38 protein-coding genes and 1 pseudogene are annotated in these 26,436 nt (G+C 42.5%); 20 read left to right on the top strand and 19 right to left on the bottom strand.

Annotation, left to right across the window (positions count from 1 at the left end; genetic code table 11):
• Window positions 1-54: 54 nt before the first annotated feature.
• The 6 genes from QUA99_RS07775 to QUA99_RS07750 all read right to left on the bottom strand — a co-directional run bounded on the left by QUA99_RS07775 (window position 55) and on the right by QUA99_RS07750 (window position 4,881).
• On the bottom strand, window positions 55-267 hold the full coding sequence (locus QUA99_RS07775) for a hypothetical protein (RefSeq protein WP_333235246.1): 213 nt from the start codon (window positions 265-267) through the stop codon (window positions 55-57).
• Window positions 268-351: 84 nt separating this feature from the next.
• Entirely contained in the window at window positions 352-759 is a 408-nt protein-coding gene (locus QUA99_RS07770) for a DUF6876 family protein (protein ID WP_333381220.1), read from the bottom strand.
• Between the two features lie 63 nt (window positions 760-822).
• Window positions 823-1,122: a hypothetical protein gene (locus QUA99_RS07765; protein ID WP_333235243.1), complete on the bottom strand. Its 300-nt coding sequence runs from the start codon at window positions 1,120-1,122 to the stop codon at window positions 823-825.
• 103 nt (window positions 1,123-1,225) lie between these two features.
• Window positions 1,226-2,803, bottom strand: coding sequence for an AAA family ATPase (locus QUA99_RS07760; RefSeq protein WP_333235241.1), 1,578 nt, complete (start codon window positions 2,801-2,803; stop codon window positions 1,226-1,228).
• A gap of 312 nt (window positions 2,804-3,115) precedes the next feature.
• The gene (locus tag QUA99_RS07755; protein ID WP_333235239.1) at window positions 3,116-4,462 is read right to left on the bottom strand and encodes a hypothetical protein; all 1,347 of its coding nucleotides are present in this window, start codon (window positions 4,460-4,462) and stop codon (window positions 3,116-3,118) included.
• A 98-nt stretch (window positions 4,463-4,560) separates the two neighbouring features.
• Window positions 4,561-4,881, bottom strand: coding sequence for a helix-turn-helix transcriptional regulator (locus QUA99_RS07750; RefSeq protein WP_333235237.1), 321 nt, complete (start codon window positions 4,879-4,881; stop codon window positions 4,561-4,563).
• Between the two features lie 594 nt (window positions 4,882-5,475).
• On the opposite strand from QUA99_RS07750, the gene QUA99_RS07745 reads away from it, so the two are divergent.
• The 4 genes from QUA99_RS07745 to QUA99_RS07730 are packed head-to-tail and all read left to right on the top strand — an operon-like array spanning window position 5,476 to window position 9,836.
• Complete coding sequence (locus QUA99_RS07745; protein ID WP_333235235.1) at window positions 5,476-5,703, top strand: hypothetical protein; 228 nt, start codon at window positions 5,476-5,478, stop codon at window positions 5,701-5,703.
• 18 nt (window positions 5,704-5,721) lie between these two features.
• Window positions 5,722-6,087 carry a hypothetical protein gene (locus QUA99_RS07740; RefSeq protein ID WP_333235234.1) on the top strand — a complete coding sequence of 122 codons (366 nt, stop codon included), beginning with the start codon at window positions 5,722-5,724 and terminating at the stop codon, window positions 6,085-6,087.
• Between the two features lie 11 nt (window positions 6,088-6,098).
• Window positions 6,099-9,602 (top strand): VapE domain-containing protein, encoded by a 3,504-nt coding sequence (locus QUA99_RS07735; protein WP_333235233.1) that lies wholly within the window; start codon window positions 6,099-6,101, stop codon window positions 9,600-9,602.
• 21 nt (window positions 9,603-9,623) lie between these two features.
• Complete coding sequence (locus QUA99_RS07730) at window positions 9,624-9,836, top strand: NblA/ycf18 family protein (protein WP_333235232.1); 213 nt, start codon at window positions 9,624-9,626, stop codon at window positions 9,834-9,836.
• Window positions 9,837-9,987: 151 nt separating this feature from the next.
• Here QUA99_RS07730 and QUA99_RS07725 read toward each other — a convergent pair whose 3' ends face one another.
• The 4 genes and pseudogenes from QUA99_RS07725 to QUA99_RS07710 form a co-directional block, all read right to left on the bottom strand.
• Complete coding sequence (locus QUA99_RS07725; RefSeq protein WP_333235231.1) at window positions 9,988-10,578, bottom strand: tyrosine-type recombinase/integrase; 591 nt, start codon at window positions 10,576-10,578, stop codon at window positions 9,988-9,990.
• A 62-nt stretch (window positions 10,579-10,640) separates the two neighbouring features.
• A complete protein-coding gene (locus QUA99_RS07720; protein ID WP_333235249.1) occupies window positions 10,641-10,916 on the bottom strand; it encodes a phage integrase SAM-like domain-containing protein in 276 nt (91 codons plus the stop codon).
• Window positions 10,908-11,018 (bottom strand): annotated as a pseudogene (locus tag QUA99_RS07715) (hypothetical protein); the annotation flags it as partial. The gene QUA99_RS07720 and the pseudogene QUA99_RS07715, both read right to left, overlap by 9 nt.
• A gap of 338 nt (window positions 11,019-11,356) precedes the next feature.
• Entirely contained in the window at window positions 11,357-11,560 is a 204-nt protein-coding gene (locus QUA99_RS07710; protein WP_333235230.1) for a hypothetical protein, read from the bottom strand.
• Window positions 11,561-11,760: 200 nt separating this feature from the next.
• Here QUA99_RS07710 and QUA99_RS07705 point away from each other — a divergent pair, with 200 nt between their 5' ends.
• The 14 genes from QUA99_RS07705 (at window position 11,761) to QUA99_RS07640 (ending at window position 19,244) form a co-directional block, all read left to right on the top strand.
• Window positions 11,761-11,997: a hypothetical protein gene (locus QUA99_RS07705; protein ID WP_333235229.1), complete on the top strand. Its 237-nt coding sequence runs from the start codon at window positions 11,761-11,763 to the stop codon at window positions 11,995-11,997.
• A 411-nt stretch (window positions 11,998-12,408) separates the two neighbouring features.
• The gene (locus tag QUA99_RS07700; protein WP_333235227.1) at window positions 12,409-12,978 is read left to right on the top strand and encodes a hypothetical protein; all 570 of its coding nucleotides are present in this window, start codon (window positions 12,409-12,411) and stop codon (window positions 12,976-12,978) included.
• 314 nt (window positions 12,979-13,292) lie between these two features.
• Window positions 13,293-13,607, top strand: coding sequence for a hypothetical protein (locus QUA99_RS07695; protein WP_333235226.1), 315 nt, complete (start codon window positions 13,293-13,295; stop codon window positions 13,605-13,607).
• 35 nt (window positions 13,608-13,642) lie between these two features.
• Entirely contained in the window at window positions 13,643-13,939 is a 297-nt protein-coding gene (locus tag QUA99_RS07690) for a hypothetical protein (protein WP_333235224.1), read from the top strand.
• Window positions 13,920-14,249: a hypothetical protein gene (locus QUA99_RS07685; RefSeq protein WP_333235223.1), complete on the top strand. Its 330-nt coding sequence runs from the start codon at window positions 13,920-13,922 to the stop codon at window positions 14,247-14,249. The genes QUA99_RS07690 and QUA99_RS07685 overlap by 20 nt, the downstream gene beginning before the upstream one ends.
• Window positions 14,219-14,431, top strand: a complete 213-nt coding sequence (locus tag QUA99_RS07680; protein WP_333235222.1) for a hypothetical protein — start codon at window positions 14,219-14,221, stop codon at window positions 14,429-14,431. Before QUA99_RS07685 ends, QUA99_RS07680 begins: the two co-directional genes overlap by 31 nt.
• Window positions 14,431-14,646, top strand: a complete 216-nt coding sequence (locus tag QUA99_RS07675; protein WP_333235221.1) for a hypothetical protein — start codon at window positions 14,431-14,433, stop codon at window positions 14,644-14,646. The genes QUA99_RS07680 and QUA99_RS07675 overlap by 1 nt, the downstream gene beginning before the upstream one ends.
• Window positions 14,624-14,920 carry a hypothetical protein gene (locus tag QUA99_RS07670; protein ID WP_333235220.1) on the top strand — a complete coding sequence of 99 codons (297 nt, stop codon included), beginning with the start codon at window positions 14,624-14,626 and terminating at the stop codon, window positions 14,918-14,920. The genes QUA99_RS07675 and QUA99_RS07670 overlap by 23 nt, the downstream gene beginning before the upstream one ends.
• Window positions 14,913-15,119, top strand: coding sequence for a hypothetical protein (locus QUA99_RS07665; protein WP_333235219.1), 207 nt, complete (start codon window positions 14,913-14,915; stop codon window positions 15,117-15,119). The genes QUA99_RS07670 and QUA99_RS07665 overlap by 8 nt, the downstream gene beginning before the upstream one ends.
• 7 nt (window positions 15,120-15,126) lie before the next feature.
• Window positions 15,127-15,465 (top strand): hypothetical protein, encoded by a 339-nt coding sequence (locus QUA99_RS07660; protein WP_333235218.1) that lies wholly within the window; start codon window positions 15,127-15,129, stop codon window positions 15,463-15,465.
• Between the two features lie 122 nt (window positions 15,466-15,587).
• On the top strand, window positions 15,588-16,421 hold the full coding sequence (locus QUA99_RS07655) for a hypothetical protein (protein ID WP_333235217.1): 834 nt from the start codon (window positions 15,588-15,590) through the stop codon (window positions 16,419-16,421).
• A complete protein-coding gene (locus QUA99_RS07650; protein ID WP_333235215.1) occupies window positions 16,418-16,708 on the top strand; it encodes a hypothetical protein in 291 nt (96 codons plus the stop codon). The genes QUA99_RS07655 and QUA99_RS07650 overlap by 4 nt, the downstream gene beginning before the upstream one ends.
• A complete protein-coding gene (locus QUA99_RS07645; RefSeq protein ID WP_333235214.1) occupies window positions 16,692-17,153 on the top strand; it encodes a hypothetical protein in 462 nt (153 codons plus the stop codon). Before QUA99_RS07650 ends, QUA99_RS07645 begins: the two co-directional genes overlap by 17 nt.
• A 243-nt stretch (window positions 17,154-17,396) precedes the next feature.
• Window positions 17,397-19,244 (top strand): hypothetical protein, encoded by a 1,848-nt coding sequence (locus QUA99_RS07640; protein ID WP_333235213.1) that lies wholly within the window; start codon window positions 17,397-17,399, stop codon window positions 19,242-19,244.
• A 59-nt stretch (window positions 19,245-19,303) separates the two neighbouring features.
• Here the strand turns inward: QUA99_RS07640 and QUA99_RS07635 are convergent, their stop codons facing one another.
• From QUA99_RS07635 to QUA99_RS07620, 4 genes are all read right to left on the bottom strand, one after another.
• The gene (locus QUA99_RS07635) at window positions 19,304-19,711 is read right to left on the bottom strand and encodes a hypothetical protein (RefSeq protein ID WP_333235211.1); all 408 of its coding nucleotides are present in this window, start codon (window positions 19,709-19,711) and stop codon (window positions 19,304-19,306) included.
• A 148-nt stretch (window positions 19,712-19,859) separates the two neighbouring features.
• On the bottom strand, window positions 19,860-20,504 hold the full coding sequence (locus QUA99_RS07630) for a hypothetical protein (RefSeq protein ID WP_333235210.1): 645 nt from the start codon (window positions 20,502-20,504) through the stop codon (window positions 19,860-19,862).
• A gap of 43 nt (window positions 20,505-20,547) precedes the next feature.
• On the bottom strand, window positions 20,548-21,090 hold the full coding sequence (locus QUA99_RS07625) for a thermonuclease family protein (protein ID WP_333235209.1): 543 nt from the start codon (window positions 21,088-21,090) through the stop codon (window positions 20,548-20,550).
• Between the two features lie 63 nt (window positions 21,091-21,153).
• A complete protein-coding gene (locus QUA99_RS07620) occupies window positions 21,154-22,215 on the bottom strand; it encodes a hypothetical protein (protein ID WP_333235208.1) in 1,062 nt (353 codons plus the stop codon).
• A gap of 251 nt (window positions 22,216-22,466) precedes the next feature.
• On the opposite strand from QUA99_RS07620, the gene QUA99_RS07615 reads away from it, so the two are divergent.
• Together QUA99_RS07615 and QUA99_RS07610 are read left to right on the top strand one after the other, a co-directional pair.
• Entirely contained in the window at window positions 22,467-23,807 is a 1,341-nt protein-coding gene (locus QUA99_RS07615) for a thymidylate synthase (RefSeq protein ID WP_333235207.1), read from the top strand.
• A complete protein-coding gene (locus tag QUA99_RS07610) occupies window positions 23,804-24,055 on the top strand; it encodes a hypothetical protein (protein WP_333235206.1) in 252 nt (83 codons plus the stop codon). Before QUA99_RS07615 ends, QUA99_RS07610 begins: the two co-directional genes overlap by 4 nt.
• A 559-nt stretch (window positions 24,056-24,614) precedes the next feature.
• Here QUA99_RS07610 and QUA99_RS07605 read toward each other — a convergent pair.
• The 5 genes from QUA99_RS07605 to QUA99_RS07585 form a co-directional block, all read right to left on the bottom strand.
• The gene (locus tag QUA99_RS07605) at window positions 24,615-24,794 is read right to left on the bottom strand and encodes a hypothetical protein (protein ID WP_333235204.1); all 180 of its coding nucleotides are present in this window, start codon (window positions 24,792-24,794) and stop codon (window positions 24,615-24,617) included.
• A gap of 101 nt (window positions 24,795-24,895) precedes the next feature.
• A complete protein-coding gene (locus QUA99_RS07600; protein ID WP_333235203.1) occupies window positions 24,896-25,216 on the bottom strand; it encodes a hypothetical protein in 321 nt (106 codons plus the stop codon).
• A 127-nt stretch (window positions 25,217-25,343) separates the two neighbouring features.
• Window positions 25,344-25,595 carry a hypothetical protein gene (locus QUA99_RS07595; RefSeq protein ID WP_333235202.1) on the bottom strand — a complete coding sequence of 84 codons (252 nt, stop codon included), beginning with the start codon at window positions 25,593-25,595 and terminating at the stop codon, window positions 25,344-25,346.
• 41 nt (window positions 25,596-25,636) lie between these two features.
• Window positions 25,637-25,969, bottom strand: coding sequence for a hypothetical protein (locus QUA99_RS07590; protein ID WP_333235200.1), 333 nt, complete (start codon window positions 25,967-25,969; stop codon window positions 25,637-25,639).
• A 38-nt stretch (window positions 25,970-26,007) separates the two neighbouring features.
• Complete coding sequence (locus tag QUA99_RS07585) at window positions 26,008-26,391, bottom strand: hypothetical protein (RefSeq protein WP_333235198.1); 384 nt, start codon at window positions 26,389-26,391, stop codon at window positions 26,008-26,010.
• Window positions 26,392-26,436: the final 45 nt, after the last annotated feature.

Below are 26,436 nucleotides of genomic sequence, written 5' to 3'. Positions count from 1 at the left end.
CACAGATTCAATCTCTATATTCCTGACTCAGCCTGATTTATACTTTTCCTCTGCCTAAAGTGACAAAAGAGGGTTAATCATTCGCGAGGCGATCGCCACATAAGGCGCTTCCTGCTTCACTGCATTTACCCAAATTTGAACAGCAAACACCTCCAGCGTTGTTTTGTTACTGATGGCTTCTGCAAAGACTTCGTTAACTTGTTCTTGCAGTAATCGAAGTTGTTCTTCTCTTGTAGGTTCTTCGACTGTTTTTGTGTTAAAAGTCATTTAATGCTCCTGATTTTTGTAAATAATGTAGTGCGAAAGTATGTCCAGTATCCTGTGTAGGAGAACTGGACAGACTTTTAAAGCTTAGTTTTCCTCAGGCAATAGAAGAATTTTCTCTTGTAGATAAAGCTTGATTTCTTTCAAGGGAAAATCAGTAAAAGGTATCTGCTGAATAATAGCGGGTTGTGTTGAGGCAGTGGGGGAATCTTCCCAACAAGTCAACACCGCTGCATTGCCTGCTTTGGGCTTGATAAATTCATGAGTATCTCCTACATGAAGAAACCAAACCTGAAATTCCCTCAGCCTTTGATTTCTTAAAGCTTTTGGCTGATGAGAGGCGATCGCATCAATTAGCCAATAAGCCTCAGCATTGTCAGCCAAGTATTTGACTCCATCGGTGTAGCGAATCCCAAGCCAATGCTTGTAATATTGTTCAGAGCCACAGAAATGTTGCAAATTATGCAAGAGTGTTTCAGGATTCATCATTGCCATAATCTAATTCCCACAATTAAAAACATCATTTCCTTACAGCGAAGCATTACGTCACTATCTATTTCAATTTTCTTGCTGTTTTTCAAATGTTTCTGCTAGTTTGTCCTCAATGGCAAATGCCATAATTCCGATCGCACCAGCTATTGCTGCTTGGTTTCCAGCTTGAGAAGCTTCTAAAAAAGTGGGAATTTCATCTTTATTAGTAAATAGTTCGTTGGCTATTGCTAAAGCATTTGTGTTGCCAGCCACGGCGCTTGTCCAAATCATTGAGGCAAATGCCCAACTATTCATTACTTCTTTTTTACCTTCATCGGTATCAATGGTTTCCAAGGTTGACAAAGGGTGAACAAAATGTGGTTCCATATTCTGCCTCAATTTATGTGAGCAATTCCTAAATCAGAAGCAAAAAGCGAAGCATTTGTACCCTTCGGCTACGCTCAGGGCGACGCTTCGCTTTTGATAACGATTAATTTTCGTCAACCTCAAGAGGGGAAAGCTGATATGAACTGGAAGGGGTTGCGGTGCGATCGGCAATGCTGGCGGATTTAGCACCCGAGCGAATGGCCCAAGTTTTCAAATCATCAATTTGCGCCTCGGCTATTTGTGCCAAAGGGACGCAGCCGGCGATCGAAACGAGTAAATCTTTTTGGCTGAATTCTTCACCGTTGGTAAAACCTGCAACCATCGCGTCGTAAACCACTTGCTCAATCTCCGCACCTGAAAAACTTTTCGATTGCTCTGCCAGTAGCTTCAAATCGAAATCGCCTTGCTTGACTCGATCGGGCCGGACGCGGGTGAGGTGAACTTGAAAAATTGCCTCCCGCTCTGTGAGGTTCGGCAGGTCAACCCAGAAAATTTCATCAATCCGCCCCTTACGAATTAGCTCGGCGGGTAAGACTTCCGCTCTGTTCGCGGTCATCACTACAAACACTGGCGCGGTCTTTTCTTGCATCCATGTCAGGAGCGCACCAAACACTCGCTGGGAAGTTCCAGAGTCTCCATCCATGCCAGACGTGATGTTGGCGAACGCTTTATCTATTTCGTCTAAGAATAATATACATGGTGCGATCGCCTCGACGAGCTTAATTACCTGTCGGATGCGGTTCTCACTTTCACCGACCATGCTGCCGAACACGCGACCGACATCGAGGCGCAGCAAGGGGAGTTTCCATTCAGTGGCAATCGTCTTGGCAAGTAGCGATTTACCAGTCCCTTGAATGCCGGCGAGTAAGACACCTTTGGGGTTTGGCAAACCATATTCACGAGCTTGGTCAGTGAAGGAGCGCGATCGAGATTTGACCCATTGTTTGAGAATTTCGAGTCCGCCGACTACTTCCAGACCTGATTCAAGCGGGATAAATTCGAGGATGCCCGTCTCGCGGATGGTTTGGCGTTTCTCCTCGATGATCATAGGGAGTGCAGCACTATCAACTTTTGCTCGTTTACCACGTACCAGGCATTTGGCGAGGACACGAGATATCCGGCACCGGGTCAGCCCCTGGCAAGCTTTGATAAATTGCTGCCGTTGCTCGGCATTTAGTTTGAGATCGGCGGCTGCCACCAATCGAGTGAGCAAGTTCGATATCTCCTCGATGCCTGGTAAGGAGATATCCACCACCGTCGTTTCTTGAGACAGTTCTTGAGGAATTCGGAGTTGGTCGGAGAGGATGACGAGGCAGCGACGGTCACGGGCAATTTGCCATGCCAGATTTTTCAGTTCGCGGACGATCGCTAATTGGTTTATTGCTATCTGTCCGTTGGCACCGGGGGCAATGAGCGTTCCCAAATCCTTCATGACAAACACTGTTACCTGTTCCATTGCCGGCGCTTTGCTGATGCGCTCCAAAGCTTGCATCGGATTTCCTTTGCCTACACCTGAATCATTCCACCCCCTGGCGAAATCCCAGAAGTATATTTGTCCCTCTATGCCTTTAATTACTTCGCACAAAATTTCTTCGGCTGGTTCTTCTTCCGGGCTCACTACCCACAGCAAAGGAAATCTTGCCAATAACATTAGCTGAATTTCTTTTTTTTGATCTATCATGTTTTTAGTCCAATTATCACCAATTGCCAATTACCAATTACTCTCTACCCAATAGCTTGCTTAGCTAGTAAACGATGTCGCTACGCGGCCCGTAAACTACGAGCTTTTGAGTCACCAAAATTGCTACAGTCTTGGGCTACCCACCCAAGATGATTAGACCTCTAACAATATCCATTCTCCCTCTCGACTCAGTAACAGAAACGCCAAAATGTTACTGAGTTTTTGTTTTTGAAGGTTTCTAATGTTTTTAACATTTCTAACATTTCTAACATTTGTAGCGTTTCTGGTGTCTAGTATTTAGGTCACAGCAGATTATTTGGCTAAAGCAAATTTTTGCTTTTTGGGTTTAGTAGATTGAACCGGAGGAGAGTGAGTTTCAGAAACAGACTCAGGAACAGGTGCAGCAATAGGTTCAGAAACAGGTTCAGGAAACTGTTGTTGAACCGGATGAGAAGGTGAATCGAGAGGGTCATCAGCCCAAGTTTCAGGAAGCTGGTCTAAGAGACTTTCACACACATCACTAGAAGAATCTGTAGGAGAATCTGTAGAAGAATCTATAGAATCTCTCTTATTTTCAGAAAGTTGAGCTTGAGTTTTAGCAAGTGCCGCTTTCAAATCTTCAATTTCTTTAAGAGCGTCTGACAAATCAGCATGGAGGGTTTCATTTTCCACCATGAGCTGAGCATCAGTAACCAATTCATCGTCTGAATCAAAAGGTCGATCGACTTGTAAAGCGCCACTAACTTTCTGTTGAGTTTGCAGATTAGTAATTGTTGTGGAAGCTTCTTTAAGCTGTCCTCGAAGTTGTTCGAGTTGAGACTCAAGAACTTGTTTCTGACCCATTTCTGATTGCAAGTTTTGAATCTGAACATGAAGAGTGGAAACTTCCCGTTCCCGTGCTTCAATTTGACCATTGAGTTTAGAAATTTCAGAAATACGATCGCGTGCTGCTGCTTCAAATTCTGCAATTTCTGCCAATCTTCTTTCAGCAACTGTCAATTTTGCTTGTAATTCGTTGCGATCGGCTTGTAACGAGTCCAACTGTTGACGAAATTCTTCAGAATCTGTCAATTTTTGCTTGTTGAGATTGATGTAAGCTTCTTTGAGTTCATTGCACTGGCGATTGTACTGAGCTTGGTAAAACTCCAGCTCCATTTCCAGTTTGGGAAACGCTTGGAGTTGTTGCTGAAGGATTTCATTTTGCTGAGCTAACTGTTTCATGCGATCGCCGGATACACTACTATCCGCTTTTTGGAAAGCGAGGCGATAGGTGGCAAGCGCCATTTGCCTAGCAACCGCCAGAAAATCTTCAGGAATTTCTGAATCCTCTAATAAACCGTCGTCTGCTGCTTCCATTAGCACGGTTGCCAAGTCTTTCTCCGACTTCCCTTCTTTCAAGAAAGACAGATTGTCTGACCGCCATTCTTTCAGCAGTTTGCATATTACGTCGGTACTCCCGCCGACTCCGTAGATTTCTTTCAGAGCTGCGTTGACCGAACGCACTACCACTCCTACATTATTTTTCTGAAGCACAGCACAGGCAATATCGAGCATTTCTCGACTAATTCCCGTGTATCCTATGTACTTCTGCTTTTCGTTTTCTAAGTCAAACCCTGACAGGTCAAGGCTTTTAAACGTTGTCGGTAATTTTTTGCCCATTGTGAATATTGGTAAATAGTTTTGGAAAGCTACTTACCAATATAACATCGTTTACCATTAGTGGTAAATACATTTATTAAAATTTTACTGAAAAAGTTTCAAGAAGACATTCGCTCAGCAATAACGTGCAAAATAACAGAAAGTTCTTCCTTATCTATCACACGAACTTGTTGTACAAGTTTTTGTAATCGGCTGGGTTGGCGGGCTCCGCCCAGGATTTGCTTAAATTCTTCAAGAGTTTCACCTCGAAAAGAAGCTATACGTTCTAAATTTTCTTGATCTGGTATCCCTTCCAAGTTCTCCCAAGCTTTGATGGTTGGGTGAGTGACGCCAAGCAACCGGGCAAAAGCCCGGTATGACCTGTTTGCTCGCATTTCACAAATTATGTCAGCAAATTTTTCCCTAGTGGCTTGATCCATTCGGTATCTCTGTGATTGGCTCTGGCTATCGTTTTCACAACTGTTTTGGGAACTGGTAGCGGTGAGTGAATACTTCGGAAGAGTATGTTGTGAATTTTGGGTGTCCGATCGATGATGGTCAGGATGTTCAGGATGAGTAGCATCCAATAAACTCGATCCCTGTCTCTTACGTGTTTCCATTTGGTAAATTTAGGTGGTAAATTACGGTATAGTGGTAAATACGTCTGGTAAGCCAAGCATTTTGTACTAGCACTTACTGAGGTCTAGCACCGGAACAGGTTATATAAGCAACCTCAAGCTCTACAAGCTTTACTGCTTAAGCAATTAAGTCGTTAGGAACCTCCGTTTACCTGTTCTGGCAATGCCCTGAAACGCTATACGGCCCTTGTCTGTTACCGACATTAAACAGTTACTAAGTCACGCATTGCTGAAACCTAGCCACAAACTTATGTGCTGATGGAAATGCAAAGTTGCACTCCTTCACAACTTTCATTCTGCCGCATTTGCTGCGGGGTATGGTAACTCTAGCACACTGCCACAGACTTTTCAGCCGTAAGAATATTAATCTAATCCCTCATTTCACCCATTTGTACGATGACAAATTTTACAAATTCAACTGTTTTGGTTGAAAAGCTTAGTTCTGTTGCATCTATTAAATGTCTTGAAAAAGTGAAGAAAACTAAACGCACCATATCACTTTCTGAAAAGCTTGATCACAGAGTTCGTATTTTAGCAGCCAATAAAAGAATTAGTGTGGGCGCAATAGTCGAAGATGCTCTGAATCTTTACTTTTCTCAATCTCAAGAAAATACTGAAATTTAAAATTCAGAGGTTCTTCTGATGACAATAAACGGATGGTGCCGTAACAATTACCACAAAGATGGTAAACGTCGTTTTGCCAAGCTAACGGACGGTTTCTGTTGGGAATGTCAAGCCGATCAACTTGCTAAAACAACTACTCAAGTTAATGAACCAGTTGCTGAGCCTAAAGAAACGCTACCAAAAACTGCACAACAGAAGAAGGAAACAGCCGATCGCAGAAAAATCACTTGTCTCCAACAAAAAATTATAGATATGGAGGTAGAACGAAACCTTTTGAATAAAGAAATTGACCGTCTACGGAATAAGTTGCAGACACTTATTAACTCCTTGAATCAATCAAGAGTTAATACCTCAGAAATAAAATCAGGAGTAGCAAAGACGTGAGTAATAAAATCGTGATTGATCGTGAATTAGCAGAAAAACATCTCAATTACCTGGGATATAAATCAGGTCAAGCCTACTTGAGATTTTTTTATCATTCTACAGATGATCGTAAGAAAAAGGATAAAGGGCGCAAACTCTCTGACCTTAACTGGCAACAAATTGAACAATATCAAACAGATGAGCGTGGTGTCTATGTAGTCGTTAATGGTGCTGGCGGCACTGGTCACACTGATACTGATATAGCTCATTGTTGCGCTATTTTTTGTGAATGGGATGATATACCGCTGGGTGAACAATTTGAGAAATGGAACGCTGTAAACTTTGTAGAGCCTACCTTCACGATATTTAGCGGTGACAAGTCCATGCAACCGTATTGGTTGTTCGAGGAGCCGATCGAACCGGAGCAGTGGCGCGAACTGCAAGTGCTTCTCATCGATATAATGGAAGCTGATGAAAGTAATAAAAATCCCAGTAGGGTGTTTCGCCTAGCAGGGGGTTGGCACGTCAAACCCGGTCGTGAACCAGTCAAATCAGAAATTGTAAGTGAATCAGGTATTCGATACAATTACAATGATTTGCGGGAACATCTTATTAGATTATTCAGGGAACTTGAGCAAAGAAGAAAGGAGGAAAAGGAGCAAAATGAGCAAAATTTACTCGATTTATTGCCAAGGCAGACAATGGCTGAAAATACTACCAACGGTACAGAAAGTGCTGGCACTTCAACAGCAACACTTATAAAACCGCCAGAAACTCTCCCCGCGCCAGGAACCAAAAAGATAAAATTCAAAGATCTTAAGGTTCCGGTGCCGATGGCTATACCCTTGGATTGCGCTTTGGGAAAGGCTAAGGTTTATTTGAGTGGAGTGCAAAGTCAAAGAAATACATCAATGGCAATGCTCGCCAGAGATTTACTTGGAGTTCAGGCTGAATTTCACCGCCTGGGACAACTTACAGAGGACGATGCTTATACATTGTTTCTGGATGCTTGTCGTCGTTGTTCACCCGGTGGCGGATGGGATGAGGATGAATGGCAGCAGGTCTGGGATTCGGCTGTTAAATCCAACCCCATATCCTCTATCAAACACTATATTCCTGATGGAGTAGAAAGCTGCATCAAAGGCGTATACTGGCGCTTTTTAAAAGGTCAACGACCCTTTGATTTAGATTTCTCACCTGTTGCTAATTCTGTTGCTGAGCTAGAAACTCAAAAGTCATCAGATTTTAACATTTTTAATTCTGATGACAAAATGATTCAGGATTACAAAAAATTGAACAGACATTTTGGAAAGCGGATCAGGCTAAACACACTCAGCAAACGAATAGAAATAGATGGGAAACCTGTATCTCTCGATCGAGTCCGTCTTCAACTCGCAATTAGACACGGAGTATTAGTCAGATCCAGTAGGGAAGATGTCCAAGACATTCTCACAGAAATAGCAGTGGAAAATCAATATTCACCTATTCAAGAGTATCTAAATTCTCTACCCGTGGCTTCAGATACTTCAATTTTAGATACTTTAGTTCAAAGATATTTTGGTATTGAAGGTGAACTTTATACAAAGTTCATCCGAAAAACTTTAATTGGTGCGGTAAAACGTGCCTTTGAACCAGGTTGTAAAATGGATACAGTTTTAATTTTGCAAGGGCCTCAAGGTTTCCGAAAATCCACATTTTTCAAAATCTTGGCAGGCAAGCAATATTTCGACGATTCTTTAGGTACAGTCTCCGATAAAGATGAACGTCTAAAACTTCACCGAGCTTGGTTAATTGAATGGGCGGAGCTAGAGTCAATTTTCAAACGTCGGGATGTCAGCGCAACCAAAGGTTTCCTCTCTTCTGGGACAGATGCAATCCGACCGCCGTATTGTCGAGATACCGAAGATTTCGATCGACCTTCCATTATCGTGGCAACCACGAACAAACAAGAATTTCTCGCCGACGAAACTGGCAACCGCCGATTTTGGGTAATTCCGGTTAAACAAAAAATTGATACCAAATTACTCAGGCAAGAACGAGACAAAATTTGGGCTGCTGCAATGTTGGCTTATCGCTCTGGTGAAGAACCCTATCTGGATTTTGGAAATGATGAAGAAAAAGCCGAACTCTTAACTGAGGACTTTCAAACGTCCGACCCCTGGGAAGATGTCATCTTGAATTACATCGAGCACCGGGACTATGTTCGGTTGAGCGACCTTCTCAATCATCTTCAAGTTGATTTGAGCCGCCAAGAGCGATCGCACCAGATGCGCTGCTCGGCGATTCTCAAAAAAATGGGGTGGGAACGAGAATTCCGAATTATCGGCTCCAAACGTGTTCGAGTCTGGGCAAAAATCGAAACAGATGAAGTCACTGATCAACCTCAAAATTTGAAAACCCCCTTAAAAATGGAGGTTGATCACGAGGTTGATCTTCTTGCTGTGTCTGACTTCGATCGACCTGATCAACTCGATCATCCTGTTTCTCAAACTTTACTAATTCCTGAGCAGACTGTTTATCCAACCTCCGAGCCAACCTCCGAGCCAACCTCCGAGCCAACCTCCGAGCCGAGCGCTGAGCCAACCTCCGAGCCGAGCGCTGAGCCAACCTCCGAGCCGAGCGCTGAGTTGAGAAATGAGGCGATGGCAGCAGAAGATTTTGATAGTTTGGGTGTAAAGGATGATCAGGTTGATCAGGTCGATCAATATCAAGCACAGCAAGGGTTTGAAAATGATCGACCTTTTGAAAATGAGGTTGATCATTCAAAAACAGAGGTTGATCTGCGAGTTCAACAGGAATGCGAAAAAGAGTTGCTCGAATATATTCGGACGGTGCTTCGAGAGGGCGACCCTAAATTAGCCAGAAATATTCAGGGTGTTTTGACCGAAGTTTGCAGTGACGGTGCTGCCGATCGCAAAAAGGTTTGGGCAAGCCTTACCGAAGCTGAAAAAGCCGCCTTCATTGCATTACTCGAAGCTCCTGAATCTGAATCTGAATCTGAATCTGAATCTGAAACCACGGCAGAACCGACATCGATCACAGCGGAACCAACATCGGTCATACCAGAATTAATATCAGCCCCGGCGGAACCGACATCGGTCACACCCGAATCGGCCACACCGGAACTGATCGCACCGGAACCGATCGCACCAGAATCGGCTACACCGGAACTGATTGCATCGGAACCGATTGCAGCGGAACCGCTTGCGCCGGAATCCATTACACCAGAACCGATTACACCGGAAGCAGCATCGACCCCGCTGGAACCATCAGCATCGGTGGAACCGACATCAAATTCTGTGCCAACACCAAACCAGATTAGTAGTCTAGATGCAGAAAAACTGCAAAATATTGCTTTGATTTGGTGGCCTGAATACTATCCTGACCAACTACAAAGCCTTGTTGCTCAGATGTATGGATGGGATGCGCCGGGGACTAAATATGATGTGGACGTTATCGCTATGTGGCTGGAAAACCAAGATGAGGTAATTCGCAATCGAATTAATCACTTAATATCGCTCAGAAATAACATCTAAGATACAGAAACAGACAAGACTATGACCACTGAAAAAGAGGAAGATGGAGTTCAGTTACAGTCTTTAACTGAACTCACAATTGAGCAGCAATTTAAGCTCAAAGTGTATGCTGATGAGACTCAATCACTTTCTGCTGAAGAAGCACAAATACTTCTAATTCAAATGGCCCGCCAAAATATGATAAAAGACAACGTTATCCGACATCTAATTGGTAATCAACTAGAACAAGCTTAGACTTGTTTCTAATAAGCAGGGTAGTTACCTTTCAGAAAGCTTTTTCTAATATGCAGGGTATACAAATGCTAGAAAACAGGGTTGGCATTTGTAGAATATTTTTCATAGATTACAGCACCAAAAACAGTGACTTAGTGCTTAAAATTTAGCCTCAAGAGTCATCACAAGAGGAAAAAAGAGGAAGAAGCTCAGGAAGTTGTGGCGGATTAACAATTCCTGCGTATCTTTCATATAAAGTACGGACACCATGCCCGGTAAGAGCTGCAATTCCAACTGAGTTCATACCAGATTCTAAAGCATGGGAAATGAGAGAGTGTTGGGTGATATAGGGTTTTCGATAATCAATCCCCAAATCAGCGAGTGCAGGTTTCCAGTAACGATTGCAGAAATTTTTGCAGTTGATCGTACATCCCTCAACACTAGAAAAAATCGGATCATCTTTCTGCTCGGTTTGCCAAGCTTCAGGTCGGCGGTTGAGCAGTAGTTTTTGTAATTGGAGAGTTAGCGGCACCGTGCGGTTTTTATTGCGCTTGGCAGCTTTGGGCTTTCGATTTTCGCCAGAACCCGTTAAAGTTTCTCCAATCCAAATTCGATCGCACTCACTCGAACAGTGTCGCCGGCGCCAGGCTGCTACTTCACCAGTAGGGAGTCCTGTACAAAACTTAACTTTCAGGTAATCTAAGAAATGTTGCAGTTCTGGGTCAGAACCAAATTTTTCAACAATCGCCTGAATTTCTTTCAAAGTGAAAGGTTCTCGGGGCTGCTTAGGTGGAACTGAAACCTTAATTTCATTCTTTTCCTTACTTATTCCCAAGAAGCCTTCATCATCACTATCCGCTTTCGGATAGTCCCGGGTTCAAGTTTTTGTATCTCTCGTAGCCAGTCTCTAAATTTCTCACAAACCCTTTCAGAAACAGAAACACACATTTTGTTACTGAAAAACAGAGAAACGTGTTTTTGTAACCCAAGATATTTGGCAAAAGTAGAAAGCTCAATTTTCCGGTGCTTGTACTCGACAAAACGCTGGAATAAGTCAGAAACAGAAAGTGATTCTTGTTTCTGAGGTTTGTATTTGGTCAGAGAGGGGTCAAAATTGCCACTAGCCATGTCGAGTTCGATCGTCAGTGCTTTGATTTCAGCAAGTTTACGATTGGCGGTGGTGTCAGATAGACCCATGTATAAGCAAAACCGTTTGTCTTGTCATGACCACGCTAACCGCAGCCGATTCCTAAAAACCTTGACTTTCAAAGAGCCAGAAGCCATTGATCGTAAAATTCCTCTTATGTTTGCAGGTGGTACGACAAATGGGTCATATCCTCATTTTCACTCTTAACCTCTACGCCAGAATTATGAATTTCTTAACAAGTGGAAGAATTTCATGATTTTTACACGAATGTTAAGAATTTTAACTTTTGACCCCTACTAAGCTCAAAGTTGTCTGTATTTCCCTGTAATGCTTACTGTGTATAGCTTCTCAATTACATAAAATTGCTGAGATATCATTAAACCACCTGCGAATCTTAAGAATTTTCAGAATCTTGAGAAATTTCTGATATATCAGGTTGAGCAATTTCTTGTTGCTCAACCCAGTCAAGCACGGCCATGCGGACGATCGAAGCAAGGGACTGATTCGGTTCACGAGCCTGAGCTAGAAGGCGATCACGCAGTCCCCCAATATCAAAAGTCACTGTGAAACGATCGCGTCGGTCGTTACTTTTGCCCATAAAACTTAAGAAAATCCATAAAATCCTTGCGCTGTGTTCTCTCAGGATAATGGAAAACTTAGAAAATTCATAAATTTCTTAGGGCGTGTTGACATAACATTAAAACGATGTTATGTTTGCAAGACGCCTGGAAAATCTGCGTCAACAGACTTTCCAGACTTTCCACCCAATGCCGGCACACGGCACGAGGAGACAGGATTATGTTACTACACCAAGTGCTGTTACAACAGCACATAAAGCCGCATCCCCAAAAACATCAGATTGTGATCGAACGTTCGTGTAACGGACCTTCGATCGCAACAGTTCTTGGCAGAACTGCTGAAGAGGCAGCTAAGAATGTCATGAAAAATGCACGAGCTTACGGCTACTGGGATGCAACGAAAGCTTATCCGCAAGGTAAAGCCCCCGAGCCTGGAAGCTCCCGAGACGATCGATAGTTTTTTTTTGCCAGTACCGCGATCCAAATAAAGTGCAAGAAATTAACAACCGGAAGTAGATCGTCAATTAGATCGTGAGATACACCCAAAAATGCCGTAACCCTGTCTCAGTACAGTGTGAGCAGCCTAACGGAAGGCGAAATTTCTGGACTCGTAAACAACTCAGAGAACTGCTGGGACAGGTAGGCAAAGACAAGCGCAAGAAAGCACCACCAATGTCAGAAGGCTCGTTCAAGAGACGGCTGGCACTGCTGGAGGAATGCCCAGAAGCAGAGCGGGCGATCTATACCCGCCACTTTTCAGATTTCACAAAATGGTGTCTTGTTCGCATACAAGAGATCTTTCTGAATGAATGCAATCGAAACCTAGAAAGAACCCGTACTTACCTCAAAGAAAAAGGACTAGAAACAGATGAATACTTCGCGCAATGATCTGAAATGGCAACTAGGTTTGGGTGCTGTTAAAGAGATCACCAATGTCCGCAAAGCGTTGGGACAGAAGGATTGGCAGCAAACTAATATGACCGAGGCAGATGCTGGAGAAGTTCGGAAATATTATGAACTGATTCGCGAGAAGATGATGTCCCCGCAGGAAGCTTTGCTAACGATTGCCGAGAGTCGCACAGGCACGGAAGCCGAAGCTCAGAACGACATGATTGACGAAAATGCGATCGACCATAGCGAACATCGCGATGGCGAAGAAGAAACATCGGAGCTAGTTGTGGCAGTCAGAGGAGCAACCCAAGAAGCAGCTTTGGCAATGACTGATGTGGGTAAAGCTGCTGCTGCCTCGGTAGTTGATGCGTTTTTCATCTCTTTAGGTACCAATGTGGTCAGTGAGCTGACAGAGCGATCAGCAAACACTCGCTCAAATTTTGGGCAAGTAGTAGCGTCCGTCAAGAATGCTCCCCTAGACTTGCGCGATGGTAGCTTACCAGGAAAAAAAACGAGCCCACAGAAAAGGATCGGAGCCTGGGGCTAATTGAAGCCTGTCTAGAACTAGCTGAAGCTTATAGCGATCGGCTAGTTCTGGAAGAGCAAGCTCGCGCAGCTCACAGAGAAAAACTGTTCACTGCCTTGTATGTTTATGCGAGCTTGCATTATCCTTCCCGTTCTTGTTCCTGTTCTGAATCTCAGTCAGAATCTAAATCTGAGAACTCAAACTCTACAAATTCATCAACCCCTTCAGAAAAAGAGAAAAAAGAAATGATCAAATGGTTAATGTCAATGTTCACACCCCCCGCTAATCCTTATCCTGTGAGTTCATGTTCGGTGTTCATGACGGGGATGTGCTAAATGCTAGTTTCTATCACATCTCGTGACCTCTACAACTGGCATCCAAATCAAAAAGTTTACGTATACAGCGCTAACAAAACGTGTTTGCAACTGTGCCGAGTAATAGACCTGGATCTATGTACAAGCGATCAGACACTATTTGTTGAACCTGTTGACGATAATCTGCAACTTTGCAAACCCGAAGAAAGAGAGTTACCTCCTAACTGTGTCGGAGGTAGGGAATGTCCCTATCCCGAAACCTGCTATAGACTGGAAACTGATCAACAAGACTACGAATGCACCTTTCCTGACCCCACAGCTAATTTGTTTGATTGAGCTGAACTCCCAGCTACAACTACAGGTAAATTCTCATGAATGACCAATTTTTTATTGATTCCGCTGATTCTACTGATTCTACTGATTCCACTGATACAACCGAGCATTCAGGTCAAGGTTCTAGGTTATTAGGCTCTTTAGTTTGTGGAGCTATTCCAGCACTTTTGGTAGGTTTCGGGGGTTTGTGCTATCACACTGGGTATTACCACGCTGTGAAAGAAGCGCGTCCTAACATCATTTACGGCAGCCAAAACAATACCAAAATTTATAACATTGCACCCTCGATCAACAGCAACAACAATAGCAACAACAATGGTAAAAAAACCGAGTGAGATGACTTATGATGAAATCGTTGTTGAACGTCAAATAAATGCTGTTAAAAAAGACAAGTACAAGTCTCAGGCAGAAGCTGAAAAAGACCTATCTACTTGCCTCAAAATTAATCAAAAAATCTTGAGATTAGCTAACAGAAATGAGGCTTTAGCTAAACAGCAACTTGATTTACTCAAAATTCAAAAATCTCAAGCTCAAGCTCAAGCTCACATTGAATCTAAACCTAAATCTGTTGATAAAAGCAACAAAAATTCAAAGAACTCAAAAAACCCGTCGATATGTCACTCGAAGAAATTCGGGCAGAACTGAAAAGTCATAATGAGAGAATTTCATCACTTGAAGCTAATGAAGTTCAATCAAGTGATTTTGAAACTCGTTTCAACGCTAAGATGGAAATTCAAAAGCTTACTCCTCGCATGAAACGTCTTGATGAACAAGAAATTTCTTTGCTAAAACATCAAATTACTTGTCTAAAAAATGGTAGCTTGTAATGTTTAAACGACCTGTTTCGACGTTTCTAGGAAAAAACCTCGAATATTGGGATTGGGCTATTTACGATGGCTTTGGGCAAGGAATGTTAAACGCTGGTGTGGCAGACACGGGAAATGATGCTACCGCCATAGCTAAAAATTGGGCAATTGAATTTCTTGAAGGTCGAGTTCTGTGTAAGAGCAATTTTCGCTATGATTCAACCACCAGAGTCTAAATATCCACAATCTTATGATTCTAAACCTTTAGAATTAGGAGATTTTGTCTGTCCCCGCTACATGGCAAAAACTGCTGAACAAGCGATCGCCCAAGGGTTTGTTTATCAAATTATCAAAGTAAATCAGCCCGGCAGCATCCTCACAGTACACAGAGTCTCTGACCCCAGAACCCAAATTATTGCCTCAAGCGATTTCTTCATCAGTTTGCAAGAAGAAGAGGGCGATGTTGATATTGAAGTTTATGAAGAACAGGAGAAAGAGGTAGATGCTTGATTGGTTATTCGGGGGGAAACCTCAAAATACACATTCCCGAAAAGTTTACGTTAGCAGCAGCCGTCGTCGGGGAACCCAAGTTTTTACAGTTTATGGCGATACCGAAGTCTGCGCGATTCGGGCCATGAAAGAAGTCGAGCGTCAGCTCCCCAGACCTGAACCGGGGGAAACGGTTGAAATCAAAACTTATTTGGGATAGGAACCAAATGCGTAGGAACCTTAAAAAAATACTGAATCTATTGCCCGATTCGATCGTCCTCTCATTCACAAAACAATTGTTAATCTACTTAAAAATTAGAGGAGCAATCAACGACTGGGTAATAAATCCACCAGTAACGGACGAATATGAGCATTCTGGGTTGATTATCCGTCTAATATGCTGTCACATTGATGGAGATGAACAGTGGAGTGAGAAATGGAATTGGTACGTGTACGACGGGATGTATCGGATGCTTGAACAAGGTCTTACCTATGATTCAGCTTCTTCTCTCCAAACAGCCCAAAAGTGGATTGATGATTTTATGGGCTATGAAGATGAAGTCTGATGAGGCGGAGTGGATTGATTTGATTCTTCTGATGAAACAATTTTATATTAACAAAATGGAGGGAAAAAAGAATGCAGGCAACAATAGAAAACACTGATGTGTTGACAAAACTCCTCACAACTTTGGTAGATGGAACTCTTGATCAAGAAGGCGAAACAATGCTGTGGGAAATATATAATATCTCCACGGCTAATTTTAGCGAATTGACCTCTCAGGACTGGGCAGCGATCGGTGAACGTGCCATCCAAGGAAAATGGTTTCTGGATCACATCAAAGAAATCAAAGAGAGATTTCAGCTCCTTATTGACGCGCAAATCTCTTTCCGCCAATTTCAAGGTTGGTTGATGGAGGAAGGCTACAAAGGTGCTGAAAAAATTAAGGAAGCTGAGATAAATGTCGCTGTTGCCAGGGCTAAATATGGAGCGACAGTAGATGTACAGAATTACCGACTTACCAAGCAACAGGAACAGTTTGATGGAGAAGTTGAACAAGAAAAGCTTCTCTGGGATAACAAAGTAATTGCAGCAATCGCTAAGAAAGTTGCCGAAGTAGATGCAGCTCTTGCAAGGTTGCAAGGAAATCCCGAATTTGCTGAGCAATTACGACAATGGAAAGAAGACGAAGATAAAAGCTATAAGGAAGCTGAATACGGCTTAAAATACGGCTTTCATGGGCTAAGTCACCCAGCTCTTAACCCTCCCTCTTCTTCTCAAGTTCAAATTAGTCAATCCAATCAATCTCAATTTGTTTCCCCTCCAATTTCTTCAGGCGCTGGATTAGCAGCCAAAGGACGAGCCAGCATAGCAGCAGCAACAACGGCAGCAGGAAAGACAAAGGATTCAATTAACGTAGCGGTTAATTGGTCAGGCGATATGGCAGGTCAAATCAAAGGAGTCGCATCTCGAATTAATCGCGGGTTCACCCGAGTTGGTAATTTCTTCGGAGGTAAAGCGTGAAAATTTCTAAAGGCGAAGTTTTCAGAGTTGTTAGTTCAATTAGCTTGAAACACCCTACTTACCATGCAACAAACACAGGATTTGTCGATATCATAAGAAAAAACCAAAAAATAAGTCTGGTAAAAGACCGAAAACTAGGCATAACAATTGTTAGTAGTGGTGGATATTTAGTTGTTGCTGAAGCTTCAGCTATTGAACATATTGAGTTTTGCCCACACTGTTGTGTCTTTTATGGTCAACCATCCAATAAATGTGAGCATTGCAAAAATCATGTTTCCTTCATTTAATTTTTCCTCTCCCGTTCCCGTCCCGAATCCCGTCGGGCAAAGACCGGGGGCACAACCACAGCAAGTTCCACAGCAAATTCCACAGGTAGAGCCGATCGTCTACAAACCTTCACCGCAGCTCCAACGCTTGAAAACTATCAACAATTGGCACTTTTTGATAGTGAACTTCGCGATCGGTGTAGGAATCGTCAATTTGTCTCGGCTCTCAAGCTCACATATATTTTTGGGCATCATCGCCATTATCGCCGGGTCTATCACTTTATTCCTCATATCGCCAGCCGATCGCACTTATGTCGGGTTGTGGCGGACGGGCGGTGCAGCACTATTTTTCGGAGGCATTCTCTGTTTCTGGGACTTGTATCATCTGCTGACTTGGCAGCATGGCTTGGCAATCGTCGTGAGTGTGATTTTCGCCATGTGGATTATTGGCGCTGGCAGTGACTAGCTTACGCTCACACAATTTCCACAACCTTATCCCAATCTCGAACTAGGACAAATTTTCGCCCGTGGTGTCTTGGTTTGACATTGGGATTTGTTTTTGCTATTGCCATTGCTGCCGGCAATGGAACTGGAGCCGTCCTACACGCGCTGACCTGGGCAAAAGTTTCGGGAAAGTTTCGGGCCACAGATTTTGGGTATTGGGTATTGGGCTTTTGGGTATTGGTTTTTGGGTAAAGGGTAAAGAGCCATGAGTAGCAAGGTAACGATCGGATCATTTGTAGGGGCATTGTCCTGTCTGGCACTGGCATTGGTGCCAATCCCCTTCCATAGTTGGATAGGGGTTCGCCAAGCGAGTACCGTTGGCGCAGTAGGTTTCGCATACCTCGGTTGGAGGAACAGCCAGAACAAGAAAGAACAACTCGAACAGCATGAACTGTGGCTATTTGAAGAGAAGAAGAAACAGCAGGCGATCGAAGCTGCGATGAACAATGCTGTTGCCGATGTCTTGGTTCAGGAGGTTGTCGTCAAAGAACAGATGCGCGCCAACGCTTCCGTTGAGGTCTACAAGGCTCAAACTCAGCAAAACTATGTCACGGTCATGAGCCGTAACCATCCCGAAATTCTTGAACAGCTCATAAAAAACTCAGACACCTCAGAAACAAAAACTGATTCTGCTTCTCTCCCAGAAACAAAACCTGATTCTGTGACTGATTCTGTTTCTGATTCTATTTCTGATTCAGTACCCGAACCAAGGGAGGACACCAGGACAGCAGAAGAAATTCGAGCAGAGCAGATGGCAGCAGCGCGAGCGGTGCTTCTGAAGTTAATCGAAGAACACGAGGGCGGATGGATTGGGCAATTGATGAAGAAACCCATCCTAATCTATGGCGACCAAGGCAGCTACAAATCATATTTCGCAGCGTTTTTGGCACTGTGCCGATACTATCTACGAGGGCACTCCATTGTATCGATTGCTGACCCTCACTTCCACCAAAACAAAAACAAATGTTGGAAATATTTAGTTGATTTAGGTGTACCGGGATACGGTGCAAATTTTAATTATGAAGAGATCGGCGAGCAATTAAATGCCATGTACGATCGATTCGCCATACGGACTGAAGAAGATAATCCTATCACTTCAATCTTTGATGAAGTAACCAACTATGGCTTAGAGGAAGGCAGCAAGGAACCTGCTTCTAAACTAAGCCGAAAGGTTGTCAGCGACCCTCGAAAATCCAATGAATCTCCGCTGATTATCGCTCATAACAATACTAATGCTGCTTGGGGTGGTGGCAGTGGATTTAGCGATTCGCTTCAGGGCAATGTAATCCAACTTAAATTTCTTTCCACTTCTGAACAGACACCTGTTTTCCGAGGTGTTATTTCAGGCATCAAAGATGAGGAAGGAGAATTTATCAAAGATTACAAAATCTCTATCTTAGCAAATTGGATTCGTCCAGAATTTGTCTACAATCTTTTCAATCCTCCAACTGATTCTACTAAGCCTCCTATTACTCCTACATCCACATCCACATCCACATCTACCCCTACATCCACATCTACATCTACATTCACGCTTATGGAGAATGTAAATGTGCAAGATACATCAAGTGCCACTAACACCCATAAACAATATTTTACTAATGAAGCTCAAAAATGGTTGGATGAAATTAATGGTCAAGTCAATGGTCAAGTCAATAGGGAAGTAAGAAAAACAATTGGGGAAGCAGAAGTGAATTCTACTGCTCAAAACTTAGAGATAAGTGAAGTAACAAAAGTTACTTCAGAAGTAGCAGAAGTACGCATTAGTAATACTTCCAGCGTTACTTCACTACTATCTGAAGAGGAACGCTCGAAAGCTCTCGTAGCAGTTATAGAACTTTTATCAGTAGCAAAAATAGCTTCTGGGGAAGTAATTAATCTGATGCCAGATAATCCAGATAAAGCGCTGTGGTTGGGAATCAAACTGCTTAATAAAAGCATGACAGCAACAATTAGAGATGTGCTCGATTGCGGAACAGGTGGCAAGAAATTTCAAAGAGGAAAAGCCTGCTACCAAGCACTGAAAAGTCAATTTGGAGATTATAAAAATTAAATTCACTCATAATAAAAAACCTGCGAGTTACATCACAGGTTTTTTACTGCCAGTTTAACTTATCCCTGATCTTCAGAAGATGAATCTAAATCCGGATCTTCAGTCGGGGGTAAAGATCCTAATGGCATTTTTGACAGATTAGCTTTTTTTCTTGGGGGTAATTCTCTAGTAGAATCAGTAGGATACTCAGTGAAAGACTCAGAGGAGTTGTCCCGATTATAAACTGTTTTATCTCCCCGCCGAGAGTAGCTAGCAAACGAAAAATTGCGTGGTAATCTTCCTCTGTTGTAAACTATTTCTAGCCCTAAGATGGCAAATCCATTAATTAAAAACCCATCTTTATGGCTAATATATTCAGTATATGCAAGAGCTTCCGCAGCAAAAGCGATAGTACCCAAGATTGTAGCTAGAATATCTAAAGTAGTTAATTTGGCTCTTCTCTTGCTTCTTCTTCTGGTTTTTTTCATGGTCGTTTCTTTAATTTAGTCATTAGAAAGAAATTGATTAGCGGTTAAAGCATACGAGGAAATCGCTAATCATTTATAGATGCACCTTTATATAAGCTGATTACTAACTACTAATCACCAAGCACTAAATCAGTAAGTAGTGATTTAGTTATGCCGGAAGTTTCGTCCGATCGATGATTGTCGTCGGAAAAACAAAACCGGGATTGAATGAGTAGCGCCGATCGCTTTTCACACGCTGCATAAATTCAACGTGTTCTTCCCAGAGCCGACCAACCAGGCAACCTGCGGAGGCAGTATAAATGTCATGAACCGGATGGTTGTATCCCCAGTGCTGGTTTATCCCAAAAAGACCCCATTCTACTAGATCCCCTGTTCGCTTCAGATCTCGGTTGTAGTCGCGGTGAACCGCAACTTCTTCGACCTGAACTAAAGACTCATGAGGGTTAGAGTAGCCATGCAACCCAACCTGCCAAGCAGTGTATTGTCCGAACTTAATCCGAGCAGCGCCCTTGGGATTCATCGGATTGTCAGTGTAATGGAAACCTGGCTCGGTGGTTGCAAGATAGATCCCTTCGATTACTGGTCGGAATTTTTCATCAAACGCAATAATTATCCTGAGATCATTGAAGTAATTGGGTCGATCGTCATTTTCCGTTCCATTAGTATCAGCCCCTTCTACATAGATTATGTTTTTTTGCCCTTTGTTCCGGGAAATTTTATAACCTTGTTGCTCCATATACTCGATAATCCGGTCAGCAAATGTTCTTACAGTCGGTGGTGTTTTTTGTATCATTTTTCGTGTGTTTTGAGGATGTTGACGTACATAACTACTAAAACTAGAGAGTCATTTTTTTGAATTCGTGAGGTAGAATCATGGTTGGTTCTGACCAGAGTCCTATTTTTTTCCTATTAGCTGTTGCCGCAGCACTTATTATTGACCGCAACAGATTAGCTTCTCTCACACTGTATATATGGCGGTTATAAGGCAATAGAGACACAGCTAAACCAGATTGAACCATTTTAAGTTGGACATTGTTTGAAAGTGGCAAACCTTTGCTACTAGAAACATCAAGATAGATGTCACAAGCCCATCTCTTGTACATATCCATTTCATAAGGGATAGCTATTAACGCTTTGTTTTGAATTAAATCCATCAAAGCGGTTTTAGCTTTTTTTGCCCATTCCCAATGCTTAAGAATCAGTGGATCAGAGCTAGTTTGATTGGCTTTTTGCGACTCTGGGGTGTCAATCCATTGCAAGCGACAAATAATGCCCAAACTTTCTGTACCTGTTGAAGATAATAATTTCAGGTTGAAACTATCTCCATCATAAATGAAGCCCAACTCAGCTTTGTAGGCTGTTCTTTTGACTATTTGCATATGAAAATTGGATACGAGAAAACCCTAACCCTTATCTCAATTATAGCTCTAGGGTTCGGTTATTTAGGAATTTACATATATGGGCTTGATCCAAATTCGCTTGCCGTTCTTCCACCGTTTTCCCTCACCGCTCTCTAAAACTCTCCAGTGTCCTCTACGCCAATGAGCGAGCGGTGATGAGTGAGTTCTCTTTGTTTCTACGTTTTCAGTTTCTATTTGTTCTTCGGTTTCTTCAACCTCAAGAATTTCTTCAGTTAATTGAGAATCTGACTTACTGATAGAAAAACCTTTGCCAAGCCAACGAGGAAATCGGTCGATCGCTTTAGATTTTCTTAGAGGTGCGCCAAATCCTTTAGAAGAAACTGCTAAATCTTTTTTATCGACCTCAGAAACCATAGAAGGAAGGAATTCAAGGGTCAAAAGAACGTTAATGACAAGATTTCTTAGACGGCGAATAAAAACTCTATCTTCAGAAGTAAGCGTGTTTCGTCCAATATCAGAACTCTCGTCATAAACTAAAGTTTCTCCATCTTCAGTAATCCCCGTACCTGAAGTCCACACAGTTTCATGAGTATCTACAGTAGTACATTGAAAGTACAAAGGATATGTTAACTTAAAAGGTTTAATTGATATACCCTTCCACTTAGCCGAATTCCATTCAGGATGATTGATATCGCTACAACTAATCGTCAGGTAATCGATCCAGGCTCCATCCGGCGTAGATATTGCTCCTTTAGGTATGGCTAGTAAAAAAATGGGCAATGATGGCCGCCAACCACACATTATCCCTGGCTTGCGGATAGCATCTGTGTGGTCAAAGGCTTCAATTATTTCCTGGGTCATAAGATACATCGGTGCTTTTTGAGCAAACCAGAGCGCAATTCGATAACTTTGGTAAAAGGCTGACATATCAACTTTTGCATAGTCCAAGCTACAGGTTGCTAACCCGATCGCAACTACTTGGCTTAATACTTGCCAACTTATGTAGTTTGATGGCATTCGATAATTCATCTCTTCTCTTATAGCTGCTAAGAGTTCTTTATTAATTTTCTCCCACCTCTGCAAAGTCTTATCTCGATTCAAAATATGATGTAATATGAGTTTCTTTGATGTATTAATTAGCATAAGATTAAGGTTTTTGTGATTAATTATGTTATATTATAATTCAAGTTTCTGTTGATTTTTCTAAAAAAATAACAAAAATGGTAAAAAATTATAAACCATTGTACAAACCAAATCAAGTTTATTGCGGGACAGGACAAACTGTAATAGTAACAGGATGGACACTAAAAGGTGCAATCAAAAAGAAATTGGAAGATCATGAATATGGGGCGCTTGGGCAACTATACTCTGCAACACGCGGCCTTAACTTCTTGGTGCGTAACTTACTTTGGAATCCTCACATTAGGTTTTTAATAGTTGTCAATGCAACTAAAGAGGATAAAAACTCCGGTGCAGTTCAGTGCTTATTGGACTTCTTTCATAAAGGTTTTAAATCAGAACAAACTGAGAATGATTCTTACTGCTGGAAAATAATTTCAGAGGTGGTAGGGTACATTGACATCGAAATCCCGTTCGAGAATCTGCAAATGCTGCGGGAGTCGATCGAATGTCACGAAGTCAAAAGCATTCGTGAAGCAGTAAGTCTGGCGAAAAAATTAGCCAACCTTGCCCAGAAGCCGGAGTGGGCTGCGCTGACGATATTCCCACTGGTTGAAAATCTCCCGACGGTTCTCCCAGGTCAGCGCTACGGGCATCGGATAGAAGGCAAAACGATAGCCGAAACCTGGGTAAAAATCATCCACCGGATAAAAACGACAGGTGTGTTGCGACCAACTGGCTATGACGGCCAATGGCAAGAACTGATCGACTTGATGGCTGTGGTCACAGAGGAACCGCCGAAGTTCTTTTTCCCGGAGCCCAACTATTTGCCGATCGATCGCCCGTTTCTGGAAGATTATATCCCGCAGATGCTCGAAGATCCTCCATACCATGAGGGAATCAAGTACACGTATGGTCAGCGGATGCGGTCATGGTTCGGGCGTGACCAAATCGAACAGGTCATCACGAAGTTAATCAAGGAAATTGACGCTGCTAGTGCAGTGATTAATCTTTGGGATTCTGGTGGAAATATAATTGCGCGACCCGACGGTTCTTCAGATCATGAGCACAGCGGTAGTCCCTGCCTCAATCACATCTGGGTGCGCGTGGTGGACGGGGAACTCTCACTAACTGCTACGCTCCGGAGCAATGATATGTTCAGTGCATGGCCGGCGAATGCGATGGGGTTGCGCGCGCTGCAACAGCACATCCGAGATGCGATCGCTCGGCGGTCGAATTACGATTTGACAATGGGTCCGTTGGTGACGCTATCCCAGTCGGCTCACTTGTATGACGACACCTTTGACACAGCCGATAGGGTCATCAGCGCTCACTACGATCGAATCTGCAACAGTCGCGACTATTTCGATCCAGCCGGTAACTTCGTAATCGAACTCACCAGTGATGAGCATGGTGAAAAGATTTTGGTAACTCAGATTCCGGGCAGTGGCAAAGCCGTTAGCTACTACTCTGGACACAACGCTCTGAAGTTAGTTCGAGAAATCTCTGCTGCCACCCCTGCCATCCAAACCGAGCATATCGGTTATCTCGGAGTAGAATTGCAAAAAGCTGTTCAATGTCTCAAAACTCAAACCACCTATACCCAAGATTTATGAAACCTTTTTCCTTAATTGCAGCTTCCCAAGAAGCGTTACCAAATGATGAAATCTTTGCTACAACAGAGCCTACGCCCTTTAACGCTAATCTGAAGAGTACAAATCAACCCTTTGATTTTCCCCAGTTCAAGCCCTTAAAATCATCGATCGCTTTGACCTCACAGCAATCCCAGACAGCTAATTTGGAAGCAAGATTAAGAGCGATCGGCATCAATCCTCATGAAGATCCACTAGCTAAAGAACATTAAAGTTTGCTCCTAACTCGCATCCCGGTTCCGAACAGGGATGCGTTTTTTTTATCTAAAAACTGTCGCTTTCAAGCATTCGACAAGTGTGAATAACTTGATTAGCTAGATATGAGTTCGATCTCAATATCAAAACCTTCGACTACAGCAGAATAATTGTGTTATGGTAAAAAAGCCGTGCGTTCTAACATTGTTGCTAAAAATTGCCGTGTTTCTAGGAACAAAGTTAGGGTGTAGATAAATTCTTGTAGGCGCTGGAAAGCTTCGGCTGCTAGCGCTTCTTTTTTTACTTGTTAATTAAGTCTAATCTGCACCTGCTTACAGAAACAGAAACAAATACTCTTTTCTGTTTCTGTTTCTGTGATTGTTTCTAAACTGTAATGAGCCGAATGCGATTTTCTGGCATCCGTTTTAAGTTGGCAGCAACTCGGGGACTTTTGCCATCGTAAACAGCCAGCATATAATCAGCAGCTCGGCTCATCGCGATATCCTGTGCTGGATAGTAACCAAGCTCCGGGTTACAGAAGACGATCGGATACCCCATATTATCCTTGTCTCCAGTTTAATAAATAGTAACTCTAGGATATTCTAAGAGAAACAACATTCTCAAAGCAATTTCATCAAAGTTGCTCAACTTTCCTATCAAGGTTTCGGCGTTTAGTGCCATTACTTTGACGATTCTCAAGCTAACTTCTGGAGGAATTCGTTTGAGACTTTCGGGACTCGTAAAAAATACTTTCATTCGATCGAATCTCCTTAACAATCCTGAACATGAATTTCCACAGAAACAGAACCAGAAATAAATTAGTAAATTGTTCCGGTTTCTGTTTCTGTTTTTAGTGGTTAAACTCGGATAATACGGATACGATTTGGTGGCATCCGTCTCAAGTTGGCTTTAACTCCATAACTTAGACCGTCATAAACTGCCAACATATAATCTGCCGATCGACTCATTTCAATATCTTGACGTGGATATCGACCTACATTAATGACTGGATAGCCAAAACTTAGACTGCTCCCAGTTTCATAAACTTTAACGTTGTGATATTCTAAGGTATTTAGAAAGACTAAGGCTAATTGATCAAAGCCGCGATAGTTACCGATTAAGATAGTAGCCTTTAGCTCTGTGATATTATGAATTCGCGTCCACATTTCCGCGTTCATTTTCTCAAGTCTTTCGGTTCCTGTGAGAAATACTTGCATTGATTTAAGTTATAATTGATTTGGTGTTTTCACTGAGAGAAGTGACTGCTGCAAGCGCGATGTAACAGTCACTTTTTCTACCAAGTTTCTAGATTCTTTTAAGAAGCATAGCAATGCGCTCGTATCTATCAGAATAGCAACCGTTATCAAAAATCCCAAGCTGCTTATGAGAATAGTTGATGCCGAGTACCGAGATAACGCAGTAGTGGCGGTAGTAAGGGAATAATATTGAACCTAAATATGGCTCAATATATTCCGTTTCAAACAAAACTTTCGCCGTCAGCTTTTCATATTGTTGCTGGCTGTTTTGTCCCAAAAGTTCTAAACTCTGAGTGTGCATAGTCAATTATTAACTAAAAACTGCAACTCTATAGCGAAGCATTAATCCCGACCGCGACTGTAATAATTCAATTGTTTCACTTCTGTGAGTTGGTCGATCGACCACATCTGAGCTAAAATCTTGCCAATTTCGTCATAAGTTTCAGCATAGTTAGGACGCTCAGCTCCCTGGGTTTTGTCTGCAATAGAACAGGTATTGCTGTAGTAGCAAAACAGTCTTTGTAACTCTGGCACAATATTCAGTCTATCCCAACGTAATCGGTTAGCTAATCTCAATGCTGGTCGATCGTATGGAATAGCCGAGGGATGTATGAAAGAATAAGCGGAAGGTTCTGAGTCTGAATTGTCAATTTTCTTGAGATAGGGTAGTGACATATAAGTGTTCCAAAAAGTCACTACCCAACAGCGAAGCACTACTTACATCCACGACTGTAGTGATTTACTTTCCTTTCTTCTGTTTCTTCTTCGTTTGACCACATTTTAGCTAAACACCGGCCAACTTTATCATATTCTTCCATGCGATCGTCCCTATAATTCCCATAACCTTGTCCCACATACTCCTCATCACATAGAAAGATATAGCAGTAGTGTTTGTAATAGGGATAAAGTGCACCCAAGTCCGGTTCAATGTTCTCCCTTTCCCAGCGTAGTTTTGCAGTCATTTTTACAAAAATTGATTCTCGTTCTTGCTTGAGTTCTGCTGTTGAATTTGATGCTGGATTTGATGCTGGATTTGATGCTGATGTGGCTGAAGCACCGGAATTAAGTTCACTTTTTTTGCGAAATCGAATTTCCATATTTTTAAATCCCTTTAAGAAAAACCTAAAATCCTATAGCGAAGC

Origin of the sequence: Microcoleus sp. F10-B2 (assembly GCF_036704965.1) — a bacterium.
In the GTDB taxonomy this organism is placed as follows: Bacteria; Cyanobacteriota; Cyanobacteriia; order Cyanobacteriales; family Microcoleaceae; genus Microcoleus.
The sequence above is the reverse complement of the archived record's forward strand: the minus strand, read 5'-3'. Positions and strand labels throughout refer to the sequence as shown.